The organism is Streptomyces sp. NPDC030862, assembly GCF_055571835.1.
Map to the genome: position 1 here is coordinate 405151 of NZ_JBVIEN010000008.1, position 17573 is coordinate 422723.

Genomic DNA, 17573 nt, shown 5'->3' on the forward strand with positions numbered 1-17573 from the left:
CCGCTAGGCCACGTCGACGTCCGCCGCCTCGACCTCTTCCCGGGTGATCCCCAGCAGGTAGAGGACCGTGTCGAGGAAGGGCACGTTGACGGCCGTGTGAGCGGCGCGGCGCACCACCGGCTTGGCGTTGAAGGCCACGCCCAGCCCCGCCGCGTTCAGCATGTCGAGGTCGTTGGCCCCGTCGCCGATCGCGACGGTCTGGGCCAGCGGCACGCCCGCCTCGGCGGCGAACCGGCGCAGCAGCCGCGCCTTGCCGGCCCGGTCGACGATCTCGCCGGTCACGCGGCCGGTCAGCTTGCCGTCGACGATCTCCAGCGTGTTGGCGGAGGCGAAGTCGAGCCCGAGCCGGGCCTGCAAGTCGTCCGTGACCTGGGTGAAGCCACCCGACACCACACCCACCTGGTAGCCGAGCCGCTTGAGCGTACGGATCAGGGTGCGCGCGCCCGGCGTCAGCCTGACCTCCGCCCGCACCTTGTCCACGACCGACTCGTCCAGCCCGGCGAGCAGCGCCACGCGGGCGTGCAGCGACTGCTCGAAGTCGAGCTCGCCGCGCATGGCGGCGGCAGTGATCTCGGCGACCTTGTCCTCACAGCCCGCGTGCGCCGCGAAGAGCTCGATCACCTCGTCCTGGATGAGCGTGGAGTCGACGTCCATCACGACCAGCCGCTGGGCGCGGCGGTGCAGCCCCGCCGACACGACCGCCACGTCCACGCCGATCTCGGCGGCCTCGGTGGCGAGGGCGGTGCGCAGCGGCTCCGTCTCCGTGCCGGACACCGCGAACTCCACCGCCGTCACCGGATACTTCGCCAGCCGGAAGATCCGGTCGATGTTGCCGCCCGTCCCGGTGATCGTCGCCGCTATGGCCGCCGTGTTCTCGGCGGTCAGCGGGTGCCCCAGTACGGTGACGTGGGAGCGGCCGACGCCACGCGGCCGGTTGTCACCCGTACCGGAGATGATCTCCGCCTGCAGCTTCAGCGACTCCGCCCAGCTGTGGACGGTGGCTCGCAGCTCACCCTCCGTGCTCACCGTGGGCTCCGTGACGAGCGCGCACAGGACGATGCGGCCCCGGGTCACGACCTGCTCGATGTCGACCACGTCGACGGAGAAGGCGGCGAGGGTGTCGAACAGCCCGGCGGTGATCCCGGGCCGGTCCTTCCCGAAGATCTTGACGAGAAGGGTGGGTACGTCGGAGGTCTGCAATGCGCTCATGGTCCTCCCACCGTATCCGGCCCAGGCGGCCCGGGCTTCCCCTGTCCCGCGTACCGGACACCGCCGGCGCACCGTGCGACCCGCCGCCTGTGGACCCGGCTCGGCCTCCGCACTCCAGGCGGGGTGCCGGCCCTGCGGATTCCGCACATCCCCCCCCGCCCCGGCCGCCCCGCCGATACCGCCGGCCGCGCCGGCCGCACCACGACCCAGTCGCGATCATGCCGCGCCTCCGCGCCGAGGCCGCCGCTCTCATGCCCGTGCCGTGTGGCGGGTGCGCCGCGTGGCGGGTGCGCCGTGTGCGGGGTGTGCCGTGTGGCGGCGTGCGGGCGCCACCGATTCCGTACCGTGCGAACGCCTCTCGGGGAGTTCCGAGTTGCCCCGTTCGCTCCTGTTCCGTACGCACTCGGGGGTGCCATCACACGGGCCTGCGCGCCCTCTTCACACCGCCCGACTTTCGAATAGGGGACCGGGCCTGAAATAGTTCCCCACGATGTTCGCATCCCTTGACTCCCCGCGACGGGGGTCACTCGGGGGACAACTAGTGGGGCATGGAGTGCCGGAACTCGTACTGGAATTGAACGGAAGGACCTGGACTCTCGATGCGTCCAGGTCGTACACCCTTGGCCGGGATCCGCAGGGCGACCTGGCGGTCGACGACGCAAGGGTCTCGTGGCGGCATGCCACGATCAGGTGGGACGGCCGCAGTTGGCTCATCGAGGACCACGGCTCCACCAACGGTACCTATGTGCAGGGCCAGCGGATCCAGCAGATGGAGATCGGCCCCGGGTCGGCCGTCCACCTCGGTAACGCCACCGACGGCCCGCGGCTGAACTTCACGGGCGCGGCCGCCTACAACGCACAGGGCGCGGCCCCTCAGGCGCCCCAGGTCTCACAAGGCCAGCCCCCGCAGCAGCCCCACCAGGCCCCGCAGCAGGGCTGGCCCCAGCAGCATCAGGCTCCTGCCGCCGCCCCGCAGAACCAGGGCTGGCAGCAGCATCCGCAGCAGCAGCCGCACCAGCCCCACGTACCGCACCAGCAGCAGGCCGGCCCGCACGGCGGCGGCGCGGCAGCCCCGGCCGGCCCTGCCCAGCAGTACGCCTCGAAGGTCCCGGCCCAGGGCGGCGGCGGCGCGGCGGGGGCGCCGCCGGTCCACGGGGGCGACCGCAGCCCGACCACCTTCCACCAGGTGGCCCTCGGCCGCGTGATGCGCATCGGTCGTGCGCTCGAGAACGACCTGGTCGTCTCCGACCTCCAGGTCTCGCGCCACCACGCCGAGTTCCACGCGACCCCCGACGGCCGCTTCGAGATCCGCGACCTCGGCTCGCACAACGGCACGTACGTCAACGGCCAGCCGCTGCCCAAGTCGGGCTCGGCGCTCATCGGCCCGAACGACACCGTCGGTGTCGGTCACTCGACGTTCCGGGTCGTCGGCGACCGCCTCGAGGAGTTCGTCGACACCGGTGAGGTCTCCTTCTCCGCCCGTCACCTCACCGTCACGGTCGACGGCGGCAAGCAGATCCTCAAGGACGTCTCCTTCGGCGTCCCGGAGAAGTCGCTCGTCGCGGTCATCGGCCCCTCGGGCTCCGGCAAGTCCACGCTGCTCAAGGCGCTGACCGGCTACCGCCCCGCGAACCAGGGCGACGTCCTCTACGACAACCGGAACCTGTACAAGCAGTTCGCCGAGCTGCGCCAGCGCATCGGTCTGGTCCCGCAGGACGACATCCTGCACAAGGAGCTGACCGTCCGGACCGCGCTCAAGTACGCCGCCAAGCTCCGCTTCCCCGCCGACACCACCGAGCAGGAGCGCGAGGCGCGGATCGACGAGGTCCTGCGCGAGCTGAAGCTCGACATCCACAAGACCAAGAAGATCACCGCCCTCTCCGGCGGCCAGCGCAAGCGCGTCTCCGTCGCCCTGGAGCTGCTGACCAAGCCGTCCCTGATCTTCCTGGACGAGCCGACCTCGGGCCTCGACCCGGGCATGGACCGCGACGTCATGCAGCTGCTGCGCGGCCTGGCCGACGACGGCCGCACGGTCCTCGTCGTCACGCACTCCGTCGCCGAGCTCGCGCTCTGCGACAAGCTGCTGGTCATGGCGCCCGGCGGCTCGGTGGCGTACTTCGGCCCGCCGGAGGAGGCGCTCAACTTCTTCGGCTACGAGACCTGGGCCGACGTCTTCTCCGCCTTCGAGAACTACCGCGACTACGACTGGGCGGGCCGCTGGAAGGGCTCGCAGCACTACCAGATGTACGCCGCGGACCTCGACGCCGTCGCCCCGCAGTCCGTCCAGATGCCGCCGGCCCAGGCGATGCGCCCGCCCAAGCCGCAGGGCTGGGGCGCGCAGCTGTGGACGCTGATCCGCCGCTACCTGTCCGTCATCGCGTCGGACAAGGGATTCATGGCGCTGATGGTGATCCTGCCGGCCGTCCTCGGTGTGGTCTCCACGCTGATCAGCTCGAACTACGGGCTCCGGCCCAGCCCGCGCGGCCCCAACGGCAGCGCGGCGACCATCCTGCTGATCCTGGCCGTCGGTGCCTGCTTCGCCGGCGCGGCCAACTCCGTGCGTGAACTGATCAAGGAACGGGTCATCTACGAACGGGAACGGGCCACCGGCCTGTCACGTTCGGCGTATCTGATGTCGAAGGTGATCGTCCTCGGTCTGATCACGATCGTGCAGGGCGCGATCATCGGCGGCATCGGCTTCGGCATGCGCGAGGTCCCGGACGAGGGCCTGCTCTTCGGCTCCTCCCTGGTCCGGCTGGAGCTGAGCCTGCCGATCATGGCGCTCGGCTTCACCTCGATGATGTTCGGCCTGATCATCTCCTCGCTGGTGAAGACCGCCGAGAAGACCATGCCGCTGCTGGTGATGTTCGCGATCATCCAGGTCGTCTTCACCGGCTGCCTGTTCACCCTGCACGGCCAGGTCGGCGTCAACGAGTTCTCGTACCTCATGCCGTCCCGCTGGGCCGTGGCCGCCGCAGGCACGACCGCCCAGCTGAACGTCCTGTTCCCCAACCAGGACGACCCGACCGACACCGACCCGCTGTGGGACCACGAGATCGGTATGTGGTTCGTCGACATGGGGGCGCTCCTCGCCCTCGGCGCCCTCTGCGGCGTGATCGTGGCGCGCCTGCTGCGCCGCCACGAGCCCGAGGTCATGCGCAAGTAGCGGTCACCGGCACGCACGCGCGAAGGGCGGCACCCCGCAGGGGGTGCCGCCCTTCCGCATGTCACACGTGGTCACACAGCTCAGTACGCGCTGTTGACGTTGTCCATGGAGCCGTAGCGGTCGGCCGCGTAGTTGCAGGCCGCGACGATGTTGGCGACCGGGTCCCACTGGCTCTTCTTGGTGCCAGGGATGTGGTACGCGTCGAAGGTCGGCTTGATGACCTGGAGGAGACCGATCGACGGGACGCCGTTGATGGCGTTGATGTCCCAGTTGTTGATCGCGTTCGGGTTACCGCTGGACTCCCGCATGATGTTGCGGTGGATGCCCTCGTAGGTGCCCGGGATCTTGTGCTTCTTCATGATGTCGAGCGCCTCGCGGATCCAGCCGTCGAGGTTGTTCGCGTACACCGGCTTACGGGCGGCGGCGCGGCTGGCGGCGGCCTTCTCGGCGGCGCGCTTCTTCGCGGCGGCCTCGGCCTGGGCCTTCGCCTTGGCGGCGGCAGCGGCCTTGGCCTTGGCGGCAGCCGCGGCCTGAGCCTTCGCGGCGGCGGCGTCGGCCTTCGCCTTGAGCTCGATGGTGGTCAGCTGGTCGGTGATGCCCAGCTGGAGGGTGCCGGCGGCCTGCTTGCCACCCCAGGCGACCGGAGCGGCGGCGGCAACGGCCTGCGGCTCGACGGTCTGCGCGGGGGAAGCGTTGCTCGGAACGGCGGTGAACGCCAGGGCGGCGGCGCCGATGGCGGCCACGCCGGCGATGGAGAGCTTCTTCTGGTTGTTCTTGAGACGGCTGAAGCCGGAAGTCCTGGACGCGGACATGCAGTCGTACCTCTTCGAATCGCGGGACGTTGCCTGGCCGGGTGGCGCTGCGCCTGCTCGGCGGGCAACGGCTGCAATTCTTAGCGGCAGCAAAAACCCCTGGCAAAGGTGTGACGTACGATCCCCGATAGTGGATCAGGAGGTGGCGCCAAGCGCCACAAATCGCCCACGCCACCCCCTCAACCAGGGCTGATCCGGTCCTTACGTGTCCACTACGCCGCTTCGTAAGTGACCTGGGTCCTATGCGCGGGCTCACATCGGCCGTGTAACAACCTCACCATCTGTTGCACGCGCAATGCGTTCAGTGAGCACCTGCCGCGGGCCCGGGAAGCAGCAGGTGGACGTCCCCGAACTCGTGCCACAGATACCGGCACCGCAGCGCCTCCCCGTAGGCCCGGTCCAGCGCCTCCCGCCCCGCGACCGCCTCCAGCATCAGCAGGTGCGAGGCCCGCGGCTCGTGCAGCCCGGTCAGCAGCCCGTCCACCACCCGCACCCCGCGCTGCGGTGTCACCACCAGGTCCGTCCACCCCGCCGCCTCCCGTACGACCCCGTCCGCACCCACCGCCGACTCCAGCGCCCGCACCGCCGTCGTCCCCACGGCCACCACCCGGCCCCCGGCGGCCCGGGCCGCGTTCACCAGCCACGCCGTGGCCGCCGGCACCCCGAAGCGCTCCGGATACGGCGGCTCGTGCGCCTCCGCCGACGCCACGCCCGTATGCAGCGTCACCGGCGCGAACTGCACCCCCCGGCTCACCAGCTCCGCGACCGTCCCCGCCGTGAAGGGCCGCGCCGCGCTCGGCATCTCCGCCGAGCCCGCCCCGTCCGGCGAGGGCCGCGCGAAAACCGTCTGGTACGCGGCGAGCGGCTGGTCCCGCTCGGTGTACCCGTACCGGATGGGCCGCCCGTACCGCGCCAGTAGCCCCGGCACACCGACCGGCACCGGCGCCACCGACTCCACCGGCGTCACCGACTCCACCGACGCCACCGGCGTCCCCCACGACACCGACGCCCACCACAGCCGCGCCGCACCGGCCACCAGCGGTTCCTCCAGTACGAGCCGGGCGCCCCCCGGCAGCCGTACGACCCCGCCGGCCGGACCCCCGGCGCGTGGCCGGGTGCTGCCCCGCCCGTCCGGCGCCCGCAGCTCCACGGCCCAGCGCCCGTCGTCCCCGCACGTCGAGAAGTGCACGACCACGGCCTCCGCGCCGATCCGCCCGCCGACGGCGGCCGCGAGCGTGGGCGACGTGTTCACCACCAGCACGTCCCCGGCCCGCAGCAGCCCCGGCAGCTCCCGGAAAGAGCGGTGCGACACCGCCGAGCCCCGCGACAGGAGCAGCCGCACGTCGTCCCGCCCGCTTCCGCGCTGCTCGGCGGGCACCCGCGCGGACAGCTCCTCCGGCACCCGCAGCGCGTCCAGGCCCTGCCCCAGCGCCCTCACGCCCCCACCCCCAGCAGCGCGGACGCCGTGTACCGCCCGCTCGCCGGGCGCTCCGCCAGCAACCGCAGGAAGGCGGGCACCACCGACTCCGGGCTGGGACGGCCCGACTCGTCGTCGACGGGGACCGCGGCCCGGTACAGGTCCGTCCGCATGTCACCCGGGTCCACCGCCCACACCCGCAGCCCCGGCTCCTCGACGGCCAGCACCGCCGCCAGCAGGTCCAGCGCCGCCTTCGACGCCCCGTACCCGCCCCACGTCCCGTACGCCTCCACCGCCGCGTCGGAGCTGACCGCGATCACCGTCCCGCCGCCCGCGCCCGCCCGCAGCAGCGGCAGCGCCTCCTGTACGAGGCCGAGGGCGGCGACCACGTTCGTCTCCAGCGCCGCCCGCAGCCCCTCCAGCGGCAGCGCGTCCAGCCGCACGAGCGGCTCGGCACCCAGCGCGCTGGCATTGCTCACCAGCAGGTCCAGCCCACCCAGCCCCCGGGCCGCGGCCGCCAGCTCCGCACGGTGCGCCGCGTCCGTCACGTCCCCGGGCACCGCCACCATCCGCGTCCCGTACGCCCCCGCCTCCCGCGCGCTCTCCTCCAGCACGCGGGCGGTCCTGGCGTCCAGCACCAGGTCCCAGCCCTCCCTCGCGAGCGCCCCCGCGAGCGCGCGCCCCAACCCCTTGGAAGCCCCGGTGATGATCGCGACAGCCATGACACCCATCCCCTTCACACGTGCGGTGCTCTGTGCCCCCACCCTCGAACGCGTACGCCGCCCCTCGCCTCGTCCAGAGGCCTCGACGTGCGGGGGACTTCGGCCTAGGTCCGCGGGCCCAGGGGGCCGCCGTCCCCGGTCGGATACGGACTGTCACACCCCGCCGGTAACGTGAACGCATGACCGATCGACGAGAGCGACCACCCCGCTCCGGCCTGGCCGCCGTCAGCACCGCCCTGCTGGCGATGAGCAGGCACCTCGAGGTGCGCGACGTCCTCAAGACGATCGTCGCCTCGGCGCGCGAGCTGCTCGACGCCGAGTACGCGGCCCTGGGCGTACCCGACGATCACGGCGGCTTCGCCCAGTTCGTGGTGGACGGCGTCAGCGAGGAGCAGTGGAAGGCGATCGGCCCCCTGCCCCGCCAGCACGGCATCCTCGCCGCGATGCTCCACGAGGCGAAGCCCGAGCGCCTCGCCGATGTGCGCAAGGACCCCCGCTTCGAGGGCTGGCCCGACGCCCACCCCGACCTGGCCGACTTCCTGGGGCTGCCGATCCGGGACGGCGACGAGACGATCGGCGCGCTGTTCCTCGCGAACAAGCGCTGCGCCAGACCCGCCGGCGCCGAGCAGCGCTGCGGCTTCACGGAGGAGGACGAGGAACTGCTCGGCATCCTCGCCCAGCACGCCGCGATCGCCCTCACCAACGCCCGGCTGTACGAACGCAGCCGCGAGCTCACCATCGCCGAGGAGCGCTCGCGCCTCGCCCACGAACTGCACGATGCCGTCAGCCAGAAGCTCTTCTCCCTGCGGCTGACGGCCCAGGCCGCGGCCGCCCTCGTCGACCGGGACCCGGCCCGCGCCAAGGGCGAGCTCCAGCAGGTCGCCGCGCTCGCCGCCGAGGCCGCGGACGAGCTGCGCGCCGCGGTCGTCGAACTGCGGCCGGCCGCGCTCGACGAGGACGGCCTCGTCCACACCCTGCGTACGCAGATCCAGGTCCTGGACCGCGCCCACAGTGCGCACGTCACCTTCGACGCCCGGGGGATACGCGCCCTGCCGGCCTCCCAGGAGGAGGCCGTCCTCCGCGTCGCCCAGGAGGCCCTGCACAACGCCCTGCGCCACTCCGGTGCGGACCGGGTGGAGGTCTCCCTCCACCGGCACGGCCAGGGCGCGCTCCTCAGCGTCACCGACAACGGCAAGGGGTTCGCACCGCGCGCGGTCCGCAGGGCGGGCCGCCACCTGGGCCTGGTCTCCATGCGGGACCGGGCGAGCGGCGTGGGCGGCAAGCTCACGGTCCAGTCCGAGCCCGGCAAGGGCACCACGATCGAGATGGAGGTCCCCGGTGGCTGAGGCCGCACCCCGAGCGAAAACCGGCATCCGCGTCCTGCTGGTCGACGACCACCAGGTGGTCCGCCGCGGACTGCGCACCTTCCTGGAGGTCCAGGACGACATCGAGGTCGTGGGGGAGGCGTCGGACGGCGCCGAGGGCGTGGCCCGCGCGGAGGAGCTGCGCCCGGACGTCGTGCTCATGGACGTCAAGATGCCCGGCATGGACGGGATCGAGGCCCTGCGCAAACTGCGCGAGCTGGCGAACCCGGCGAGGGTGCTGATCGTCACCAGCTTCACCGAGCAGCGCACGGTCGTGCCCGCCCTGCGCGCGGGCGCCTCCGGGTACGTCTACAAGGACGTGGACCCGGACGCGCTGGCCGGCGCCATCCGCTCCGTCCACGCGGGCCACGTCCTCCTCCAGCAGGAGGTGGCCGGAGCACTCCTCAGCCAGGACGAGGGCAACGGCGGCACGGGCCGCGGCGGCACCCTCACCGAGCGGGAGCGCGAGGTCCTCGGGCTGATCGCCGACGGCCGCTCCAACCGCGAGATCGCCCGGGCGCTGGTCCTCTCCGAGAAGACGGTCAAGACCCACGTCTCGAACATCCTCATGAAGCTGGACCTCGCGGACCGCACCCAGGCGGCGCTGTGGGCGGTGCGCCACGGCCTGACGGGCTAGTCAACCAGCGCACCCATATAAGTCGGAGATTCATACCGTCGTGTGTATGTCACCCACTCGGCGCAACCTGGGGGGCGTGCGGCCGTTCTCCAGGGCGTGCTGCGGTGATCTCCGCAGCGATGTCCAACGGAGGATTCCAGAAGTGAAGAACCTGAAGAAGGCCGCCACCGTGACCCTGCTCGCCGGTGGGCTGGTCGCCGCCGCCGCGGGCGCCGCGTCCGCCACCTCCGGCGCGCACGCGGACGGCGCCGCCGTCGGTTCCCCCGGCGTCGGCTCCGGCAACCTGATCCAGGCCCCGGTCCACGTCCCGGTGAACGTCAACGGCAACAGCGTCAACGTGATCGGCGCGCTGAACCCGGCCTTCGGCAACACGTCCGTCAACCACTGACGGCTTTCTCACCGCACGGCCCCCAGCCCCCACCTGGGGGCCGTCGCCATGCCACCCCGGCCCCAGCCCCCTGCCGGTCCTCCCGCCGGGCTCCGTGCCGGGCCTCCGCCCCGGCCCCCTGCCGGTCCTCCCGCCCGGCTCCCCGCGCCGGCTTGGTCCGCCCCCTAGCCGGACCTCCGCCCGCCCCGGCTTGAGGCCCCCGCCCCACACCGCTGGGCGCCCACCGAGGCCCGGCCCCCGGCACAGCCCCTCAGACGGGGGCCGGACCCCCCGGAGACAGGCGTCTCACCCCCGCCCGCGCTCACGCTCCTCCACGTACGCGTTGAACGCCGCCACCTGCGCCCGCCGCGCCACCCGTTCCACCGGGCGCAGCGCCGCCGTCCGCGCCGCCATCTCCGACGCGCTCACCGCGCCGCCGTGCCCGTTGCCGTACGCCAGCGAGACCAGGAACGCCACCCGCTGCGCCAGCTCCAGCACCCGCACCGCCCGCGGCGGATACCCCGGCGCCAGCACCTCGCGCCCCACCTCCGCGCGCGCCCGGTACGCGTCCAGCGCCGCCTCCGCCACCGGCCCCGACGCCGCCACGTCCAGCCGCGTCAGCACCACCGTCGCCTCCCGCAGCGCCTCGGCCAGCTCCCGCTCCGCCTCTCCGAGCGACGGCACGTCCGCCGGCGGAGCCTCCCGCACCGGCAGGCAGTGCCACAGGACCTCGACGTGCACGTCCCCGGCCGGCCCCGCCTCGTACACCTCCGGTACGAGGCCGAAACCGGCCCCGTACCCGACCACCGCCTCCTCCGCCTCCAGCGCCCGCGCGTTGAACTCCGGCGGCCCGCTCAGCCCCAGCGGATGCCCCGGCGCCGGCAGCGCCACCCGCCACCCGGTCACCCCGAGTGCCCGCAGCCGCCCCAGCGCCAGCGTCAGCCCGACCGGCCCCGCCTCGCCCGGGAGCCCCTCCACCCGGTGCACCGCGTCGTCCCCGACAATCGCGAGCACGGCCTCGTCGGGCGAGACCAACCCGGCCAGCAGGGCGTTCCCCCATGCGGCCAACCGTCCTGAACGTGGTTCCGAAAGCATGCCCCCACCCTAGGCACTGGCCCCGGCACCCCCGGGCCACCGCCCCGAACCGCCCCTAACGACCGCCCCGCCGCAGCGGTGGCGTAGGTTTTCCCCTGGGAGCCGCGCCCACAGGTGCGAGCGACCACAAGACCCGACAGACCGCATAGGGGAGACAACGCGCTCATGAGCGATGTACTGGAGCTGGTGGACGTATCCGTGGTCCGCGACGGACGTGCTCTGGTGGACGACGTCTCCTGGTCGGTCAAGGAGGGCGAGCGCTGGGTGATCCTCGGCCCCAACGGCGCCGGCAAGACCACCCTCCTCAACGTCGCCTCCACCTACCTCTTCCCGAGCGCCGGCACCGCCACCGTCCTCGGCGACCGGCTCGGCAAGGTCGACGTCTTCGAGCTGCGCCCCCGCATCGGCATGGCCGGCATCGCCATGGCCGACAAGCTGCCCAAGCGCCAGACGGTCCTGCAGACCGTCCTCACCGCCGCGTACGGCATGACCGCCACCTGGCGCGAGGACTACGACGCCGTCGACGAGCAGCGCGCCCGCGCCTTCCTCGACCGCCTCGGCATGACCGAGTTCCTGGACCGCCGGTTCGGCACCCTCTCCGAGGGTGAGCGCAAGCGCACGCTGATCGCCCGCGCCATGATGACCGACCCCGAGCTCCTCCTCCTCGACGAGCCGGCCGCCGGCCTGGACCTCGGCGGCCGCGAGGACCTGGTCCGCCGCCTGGGCCGCCTCGCCCGCGACCCATACGCGCCCTCCATGGTGATGGTCACGCACCACGTCGAGGAGATCCCGCCGGGCTTCACCCACGTCCTGATGATCCGTCAGGGCAAGGTCCTCGCCGCCGGCCCCATGGAGATGGAGCTCACCTCCCGCAACCTCTCCCACTGCTTCGGCCTCCCCCTGGTCGTCGAGCACGTCGGCGAGCGCTACACGGCCCAGGGCCTGCCCCTCTCGTAGACCGGTCCCGTAAGCCGGTCTCGTAGGTCAACCCCCCGCCCACCGCGCCCTGTCGGGGAACCGGGCCCCGGTCCTACCATGACGATGTGGACATCGACGCATGGGTTTGGTGGCTGATCGGCGCGGTGGGACTCGGCATCCCACTCGTCCTGACCGCGATGCCGGAATTGGGAATGCTGTCCGTCGGCGCGATCGCCGGAGCCCTCACCGCGGCCCTCGGCCTGGGCGTGGTCGCCCAGGTCGTGGTGTTCGCCGTGGTCTCCGTCGCGCTCATCGCGGTGGTACGCCCCATCGCCGCACGCCACCGCGACGGCCGGCCCGAACACGTCTCGAACGTCGACGCGCTGAGAGGCCGTCAGGCCGTCGTCCTGGAACGGGTCGACGGCACCGGCGGCCGGATCAAGCTCGCCGGCGAGGTCTGGTCCGCCCGCTCCCTCGACGCCGGCCAGGTCTTCGAACCGGGACAGCAGGTGGACGTGGCCGAGATCGACGGAGCGACCGCCGTGGTCATGTGAGGGAACGTCACCGAGGGATGACGGCGCACGAGGCGTGCGACATCCACATGTTGCGGCATTGACATGTGACGGAAGCCGGTCAACCCCGCAGAACGGCGCACGCCACCCCCCGCCGTCTGGGAAACTCGATCACCGAAAGCAACCGCGGCAGCGAAGGACACGGGGAACACGATGCCATCAGTCATTATCGTCCTGGTCATCCTGGTGGTGCTCGTCTTCATCGCCCTGATCAAGACGATCCAGGTCATCCCGCAGGCCAGCGCCGCCATCGTGGAGCGCTTCGGCCGCTACACGCGCACCCTCAACGCGGGCCTCAACATCGTCGTCCCGTTCATCGACTCGATCCGCAACCGGATCGACCTGCGCGAACAGGTCGTCCCCTTCCCGCCCCAGCCGGTGATCACCCAGGACAACCTGGTCGTCAACATCGACACCGTCATCTACTACCAGGTGACGGACGCCCGCGCGGCCACCTACGAAGTCGCCAGCTACATCCAGGCCATCGAGCAGCTCACCGTCACCACCCTCCGCAACATCATCGGCGGCATGGACCTGGAGCGGACCCTCACCTCGCGCGAGGAGATCAACGCGGCCCTGCGCGGCGTCCTCGACGAAGCCACCGGCAAGTGGGGCATCCGCGTCAACCGCGTCGAGCTCAAGGCCATCGAGCCCCCGACCTCCATCCAGGACTCGATGGAGAAGCAGATGCGCGCCGACCGCGACAAGCGCGCCGCCATCCTCACCGCCGAGGGCATCCGCCAGTCGCAGATCCTGACCGCCGAGGGTGAGAAGCAGTCCGCCATCCTCCGCGCCGAGGGCGAGGCCAAGGCCGCGGCCCTGCGCGCCGAGGGCGAGGCCCAGGCCGTCCGCACGGTGTTCGAGGCCATCCATGCCGGCGATCCCGACCAGAAGCTGCTCTCCTACCAGTACCTCCAGATGCTCCCGAAGATCGCCGAAGGCGACGCCAACAAGCTCTGGATCGTCCCCAGCGAGATCGGCGACGCACTCAAGGGCCTCTCCGGTGCCTTCGGCAACATCGGCAACGGCACTCCCGGCTTCAACACAGGTGGCAACGGTGGCCACGGCGGCAACGGCGGTGGCAACGGTGGCTCCGGCATCGCCAAGCAGCCGCCGCAGCAGCGCCGCGAAGAGCCCCCCGTCGACTGACGCGCCCTCCCTTCGTGCATGATCAGTGCATCAAGCACCGATCATGCACGAAGGCCGAGGACACAGCGTGACGATCTGGGAGATGCTCGCGGTATTCGCCGCCGGCATAAGCGCGGGCACCATCAACACCATCGTCGGCTCGGGCACGCTCATCACCTTCCCGGTGCTGATCGCCACCGGCCTCCCACCCGTCACCGCCACCGTCTCCAACGCCCTGGGCCTCATCCCTGGCTCCATCAGCGGTGCCATCGGCTACCGCGCCGAACTCACCGGCCAGCGCCGCCGCATCCTGCGCCTCGGCACGGCCGCGGCCATCGGCGGACTCTGCGGAGCCATCCTGCTGCTGCTCCTGCCTGCGACCGCCTTCGAGACGATCGTCCCCGTCCTCGTGGCGCTCTCCCTCGTCCTGGTCATCCTGCAACCCCGCATCTCCCGGGCCGTCCAGCGACGCCGCGAGCGCCAGGGCGACGACACCGGCGATCCCGCCGGCGGCCCGGCGCTCTTCGTCGGCCTGCTCCTCGCCAGCGTCTACGGCGGCTACTTCACCGCCGCCCAGGGCATCATCTACCTCTCCCTCATGGGCATGCTGCTCCACGACACCCTGCAGCGCCTCAACGCCGTCAAGAACATCCTCGCGGCCGTCGTCAACACCATCGCCGCGCTGTTCTTCCTCTTCGTCGCCCACTTCGACTGGACGGCCGTCCTCCTCATCGCCGTCGGCTCCACCATCGGCGGCCAGATCGGAGCCAAGGTCGGCCGCCGCCTGCCCCCGACCGCCCTCCGCGCGCTGATCATCGCCGTGGGTATCGTCGCGATCATCCAACTCACCACCCGGGGATGACCACATGGCACTGGACATGCGCGAACTCTGCGAACGCTGCGAGCGACCCGTCTCCGCCACCGGCACCGCGTACATCTGCAGCTACGAGTGCACCTTCTGCGAGCCCTGTACAACGGCGATGAACCACATCTGCCCCAACTGCGGCGACGACCTCGTCCTGCGGCCGACACGCACGAAGCCCGCCTCGGCCTGAGACGGGCTCTTCGCACGGCGAACGGGACGAACCCGAGCGCTCGCTCAAGCGGCCGCGGCCTGCGTCGCCAGCCACTCCGGCAACTCCGCGCGGTCCCGTACCCCCAACGCCAGCAGCATCGCGTCCGCCGGCGACGGTACGAACGGCTGGAACAGCAACGGCATGCCCGCCTGCTCCGGCGTACGGTCCGCCTTGCGGTGGTTGTCCTCCGCGCAGGACGCCACCGTGTTCAGCCAGTTGTCGCCACCACCCTGCGCCCGCGGCACCACGTGGTCCACGGTCGTCGCGCGTTTCCCGCAGTACGCGCACCTGTGCTGGTCCCGTACCAGCACACCCCGCCGCGACCACGGCGCCTGTCTTCGGAAGGGCACCCGGACATACCGGCACAACCGGATCACCCGTGGTACCGGCAGCTCAACCGCCGCCGCACGCACACGAAGACGCGGATGCGACTGCTCGACAACGGCCTTGTCCTGCAGCACCAGCACCACCGCACGGTTGAGCGTCACCGTCGACAGCGGCTCGAAGCTTGCATTCAGTACCAGCGTGTCCCGCATTGCTCGCCCACCTCCCGTGTGCCGGCCCACCCCCTGGCGGGCTTGGATCAACTCTGGCCGGGCTGGCCGGGTTGGACAACGCAATAAAAAATGCCCGCTTCTGATCTCTCCAAGACCAGAAGCGGGCAAACAACGAGCGAACGTCAGGACTCCGCGGGAGCCGCGTACTCACCGATCAGCTGAGCCCGCGCCAGCGTGTGGAACCGCAGGTTGAACCCGACCACCGCGGGCGACGCGTCCGCGTCCGGACCCAGCTTCTCCTGGTCCACCGCGTACACGGTGAACACGTACCGGTGCGCCGGATCCCCGGCCGGCGGCGCCGCACCGCCGAAGTCACGCGATCCGTAGTCGTTCCGTACGTGCACCGCCCCCTCGGGCAGCCCCTCGAACGCCCCACCGCCCGCACCCGCCGGCAGCTCGGTGACGGACGCCGGGATGTCGAACAGCACCCAGTGCCAGAAGCCGCTCCCGGTCGGCGCGTCCGGGTCGAAGCACGTCACGGCGAAGCTCTTCGTCTCCACCGGGAAACCCTCCCACCGCAGATGCGGCGAGGTGTTCCCCTCGGCGTAGACCTGCGCGTCCGCCAGCACGGCACCCGGAGCAATGTCCTTGCTCACCACCGTGAACGACGGCACCGGCGGATGGAAGTCGTGAGGGAGCGGCGCCCTCTTCCCCTCTGCCACGCTGTGAACCTCCCTTTCGGTCGTTCGAGCCTTCAGCCTTCTGCGTTCAGCCTTCCGCACCGACCTTAGAGCCAGTTGCGGCGGCCACCGACGTCGGCGAGCCACTGATTGAGGTACGCCACCCAGTCGGTGTTCCGGAAGTCGTTCAGCCCCACCTTGAACGCCCGGTACGAGTCGCTGCCCTCGCTGAACAGCCCCGGCTTCTTGTCCATCTCCAGCACCACGTCCATCTCGCGCTCGTCCGCGACGAAGGACAGCTCGACCTGGTTCAGCCCCCGGTACTGCTGCGGCGGCAGGAACTCGATCTCCTGGTAGAACGGCAGCCGCTGCCGCGTCCCGCGGATGTGCCCGCGCTCCATGTCCGCGTTCTTGAAGCGGAAGCCCAGCTGGATGAAGGCGTCGAGGATCGCCTGCTGCGCCGGCAGCGGGTGGACGTTGATCGGGTCCAGGTCGCCCGAGTCCACGGCCCGCGCGATCTCCAGCTCGGTCGTCACGCCGATGTCCATCCCGTGCAGGTGCTGCCCGGCGATCATCGTGACCGGCGTCTCCCACGGGATGTCCAGCCCGAACGGCACCACGTGCACCGCCCCGGCCTTGACCTCGAAGGCCCCGCCCAGCCGCACCTTCGTGAACTCGATGTCCTGCTTGACCTCCTGGTCGCCGCCCTCGACCTCGACGCGCGCCTGCAGACCGACCGACAGGGCCTCGATCCGCTGGTCCACCGTGCCGCCCTGGATCCGCACCTCGCCCTGGACGACCCCGCCCGGCACGACGTTCGCCTCGGTGAGCACCGTCTCGACGGACGCACCCCCCGCACCCAGGCTCGCGAGCAGCTTCTTGAACCCCATGTTCGCTCCTTCTCGTCCTTCTGCTTCTTCCCGTACGCGACGGAAACGCGCCACGACCGTAGCCCGTCCCCCATTACGCTCGTACGACATGACCGAGAGCCCCGACCGTACGCCGCTCCCGCGCACCTTCTTCGACCGACCCGTTCTGGAGGTCGCACCGGACCTCCTCGGTCGCGTCCTTGTACGCATGACGGACGACGGACCCATCGAGCTCCGCCTCACCGAGGTCGAGGCGTACGCGGGCGAGGCCGACCCCGGCTCCCACGCCTTCCGGGGCCGCACCGCGCGCAACGCGGTCATGTTCGGCCCGCCCGGTCACGCGTACGTCTACTTCACCTACGGCATGTGGCACTGCCTGAACCTGGTGTGCGGCCCCGAAGGCCACGCCGGCGGTGTCCTCCTCCGCGCCGGAGAGATCCAGACCGGTCACGAGCTGGCCCGGAAGCGCCGCGCCACGGCCCGGAACGATCGAGAACTGGCCAAAGGCCCCGCCCGTCTTGCCACCGCCCTGGACGTCGACCGCACCCTCGACGGCACCGACGCCTGCGCCGGCCCCGAGTCGCCCCTCTCCGTACTGACCGGCACCCCCACACCCGCCGACCAGGTCAGCACGGGCCCCCGCACCGGAGTGAGCGGCGACGGCGCCACCCACCCCTGGCGCTTCTGGATCGACGGCGACCCCACAGTGAGCCCGTACCGCGCCCACGTTCCGCGTCGGAGGAGGGGTTGAGAGGGGGGCTTGACTTGCGCCACGCAAGCGCCTAATGTCTACCGAGCTGCGAGAGCAGGGCGTGCCATCTGTGCCTCCTGGACGCAGCCATCCACCACCGAAGATCGTCTCCCAAATGGGTTCGAGTTCTGGCATGCCGGAATTCATTCCAGCGGCTCGATTATGAGTCGCCAAGGAAATGGTCTAAAGTGATGGAGCGCCGAAAGGCAAAGGCCCTCCAACGGCCACTGGAAACTGAATCCGAACCGGAAACGGAACGGAAAAAGAATCTGGTAAGGTTGGAAACACGAAAG

Annotated in this window: 18 protein-coding genes; 10 read left to right on the top strand and 8 right to left on the bottom strand. The window is 71.3% G+C overall.

Features of this window, described 5'->3' with window-relative positions; all coding sequences use genetic code 11:
* Positions 1-3: 3 nt before the first annotated feature.
* Positions 4-1209, bottom strand: a complete 1206-nt coding sequence (gene serB / locus ACZ42X_RS23470) for a phosphoserine phosphatase SerB (RefSeq protein WP_361415068.1) — start codon at positions 1207-1209, stop codon at positions 4-6.
* Positions 1210-1762: 553 nt separating this feature from the next.
* Here serB and ACZ42X_RS23475 point away from each other — a divergent pair.
* Positions 1763-4375 (top strand): ABC transporter ATP-binding protein/permease, encoded by a 2613-nt coding sequence (locus ACZ42X_RS23475; protein WP_468293330.1) that lies wholly within the window; start codon positions 1763-1765, stop codon positions 4373-4375.
* Between the two features lie 80 nt (positions 4376-4455).
* Here ACZ42X_RS23475 and ACZ42X_RS23480 read toward each other — a convergent pair whose 3' ends face one another.
* The 3 genes from ACZ42X_RS23480 to ACZ42X_RS23490 all read right to left on the bottom strand — a co-directional run bounded on the left by ACZ42X_RS23480 (position 4456) and on the right by ACZ42X_RS23490 (position 7326).
* Positions 4456-5187: a transglycosylase SLT domain-containing protein gene (locus tag ACZ42X_RS23480; protein ID WP_468293334.1), complete on the bottom strand. Its 732-nt coding sequence runs from the start codon at positions 5185-5187 to the stop codon at positions 4456-4458.
* A gap of 301 nt (positions 5188-5488) precedes the next feature.
* A complete protein-coding gene (locus ACZ42X_RS23485; protein ID WP_468293336.1) occupies positions 5489-6625 on the bottom strand; it encodes an S-adenosylmethionine:tRNA ribosyltransferase-isomerase in 1137 nt (378 codons plus the stop codon).
* The gene (locus ACZ42X_RS23490; RefSeq protein WP_468293339.1) at positions 6622-7326 is read right to left on the bottom strand and encodes an SDR family NAD(P)-dependent oxidoreductase; all 705 of its coding nucleotides are present in this window, start codon (positions 7324-7326) and stop codon (positions 6622-6624) included. The genes ACZ42X_RS23485 and ACZ42X_RS23490 overlap by 4 nt, the downstream gene beginning before the upstream one ends.
* A 179-nt stretch (positions 7327-7505) precedes the next feature.
* Between ACZ42X_RS23490 and ACZ42X_RS23495 the strand changes: the two genes are divergently transcribed.
* The 3 genes from ACZ42X_RS23495 to ACZ42X_RS23505 all read left to right on the top strand — a co-directional run bounded on the left by ACZ42X_RS23495 (position 7506) and on the right by ACZ42X_RS23505 (position 9715).
* Complete coding sequence (locus ACZ42X_RS23495) at positions 7506-8672, top strand: GAF domain-containing sensor histidine kinase (protein WP_361415078.1); 1167 nt, start codon at positions 7506-7508, stop codon at positions 8670-8672.
* On the top strand, positions 8665-9327 hold the full coding sequence (locus ACZ42X_RS23500) for a response regulator (RefSeq protein WP_468293344.1): 663 nt from the start codon (positions 8665-8667) through the stop codon (positions 9325-9327). The genes ACZ42X_RS23495 and ACZ42X_RS23500 overlap by 8 nt, the downstream gene beginning before the upstream one ends.
* A gap of 142 nt (positions 9328-9469) precedes the next feature.
* Positions 9470-9715, top strand: a complete 246-nt coding sequence (locus ACZ42X_RS23505) for a chaplin (protein WP_361415082.1) — start codon at positions 9470-9472, stop codon at positions 9713-9715.
* Positions 9716-10000: 285 nt separating this feature from the next.
* Here ACZ42X_RS23505 and ACZ42X_RS23510 read toward each other — a convergent pair whose 3' ends face one another.
* On the bottom strand, positions 10001-10789 hold the full coding sequence (locus ACZ42X_RS23510; RefSeq protein WP_468293348.1) for a hypothetical protein: 789 nt from the start codon (positions 10787-10789) through the stop codon (positions 10001-10003).
* A gap of 165 nt (positions 10790-10954) precedes the next feature.
* Between ACZ42X_RS23510 and ACZ42X_RS23515 the strand changes: the two genes are divergently transcribed.
* The 5 genes from ACZ42X_RS23515 to ACZ42X_RS23535 all read left to right on the top strand — a co-directional run bounded on the left by ACZ42X_RS23515 (position 10955) and on the right by ACZ42X_RS23535 (position 14462).
* On the top strand, positions 10955-11746 hold the full coding sequence (locus ACZ42X_RS23515) for an ABC transporter ATP-binding protein (RefSeq protein ID WP_468293351.1): 792 nt from the start codon (positions 10955-10957) through the stop codon (positions 11744-11746).
* Positions 11747-11832: 86 nt separating this feature from the next.
* Positions 11833-12261, top strand: coding sequence for an NfeD family protein (locus ACZ42X_RS23520; protein WP_468293354.1), 429 nt, complete (start codon positions 11833-11835; stop codon positions 12259-12261).
* Between the two features lie 171 nt (positions 12262-12432).
* Complete coding sequence (locus ACZ42X_RS23525; RefSeq protein ID WP_468293357.1) at positions 12433-13428, top strand: SPFH domain-containing protein; 996 nt, start codon at positions 12433-12435, stop codon at positions 13426-13428.
* Between the two features lie 67 nt (positions 13429-13495).
* Positions 13496-14269 (top strand): sulfite exporter TauE/SafE family protein, encoded by a 774-nt coding sequence (locus ACZ42X_RS23530; RefSeq protein WP_468293360.1) that lies wholly within the window; start codon positions 13496-13498, stop codon positions 14267-14269.
* A gap of 4 nt (positions 14270-14273) precedes the next feature.
* Positions 14274-14462, top strand: coding sequence for a DUF1272 domain-containing protein (locus ACZ42X_RS23535; RefSeq protein WP_468293363.1), 189 nt, complete (start codon positions 14274-14276; stop codon positions 14460-14462).
* A 44-nt stretch (positions 14463-14506) separates the two neighbouring features.
* On the opposite strand, the gene ACZ42X_RS23540 is transcribed toward ACZ42X_RS23535, so the two are convergent.
* From ACZ42X_RS23540 to ACZ42X_RS23550, 3 genes are all read right to left on the bottom strand, one after another.
* Positions 14507-15019 carry an HNH endonuclease gene (locus tag ACZ42X_RS23540; RefSeq protein ID WP_361415096.1) on the bottom strand — a complete coding sequence of 171 codons (513 nt, stop codon included), beginning with the start codon at positions 15017-15019 and terminating at the stop codon, positions 14507-14509.
* 143 nt (positions 15020-15162) lie between these two features.
* The gene (locus ACZ42X_RS23545; protein ID WP_468293368.1) at positions 15163-15702 is read right to left on the bottom strand and encodes a YbhB/YbcL family Raf kinase inhibitor-like protein; all 540 of its coding nucleotides are present in this window, start codon (positions 15700-15702) and stop codon (positions 15163-15165) included.
* Positions 15703-15767: 65 nt separating this feature from the next.
* Positions 15768-16550 (bottom strand): sporulation protein, encoded by a 783-nt coding sequence (locus ACZ42X_RS23550; RefSeq protein WP_361415100.1) that lies wholly within the window; start codon positions 16548-16550, stop codon positions 15768-15770.
* A gap of 88 nt (positions 16551-16638) precedes the next feature.
* Here ACZ42X_RS23550 and ACZ42X_RS23555 point away from each other — a divergent pair, with 88 nt between their 5' ends.
* Positions 16639-17280 (top strand): DNA-3-methyladenine glycosylase, encoded by a 642-nt coding sequence (locus ACZ42X_RS23555; RefSeq protein WP_468293372.1) that lies wholly within the window; start codon positions 16639-16641, stop codon positions 17278-17280.
* The last annotated feature ends 293 nt before the right edge of the window (positions 17281-17573 follow it).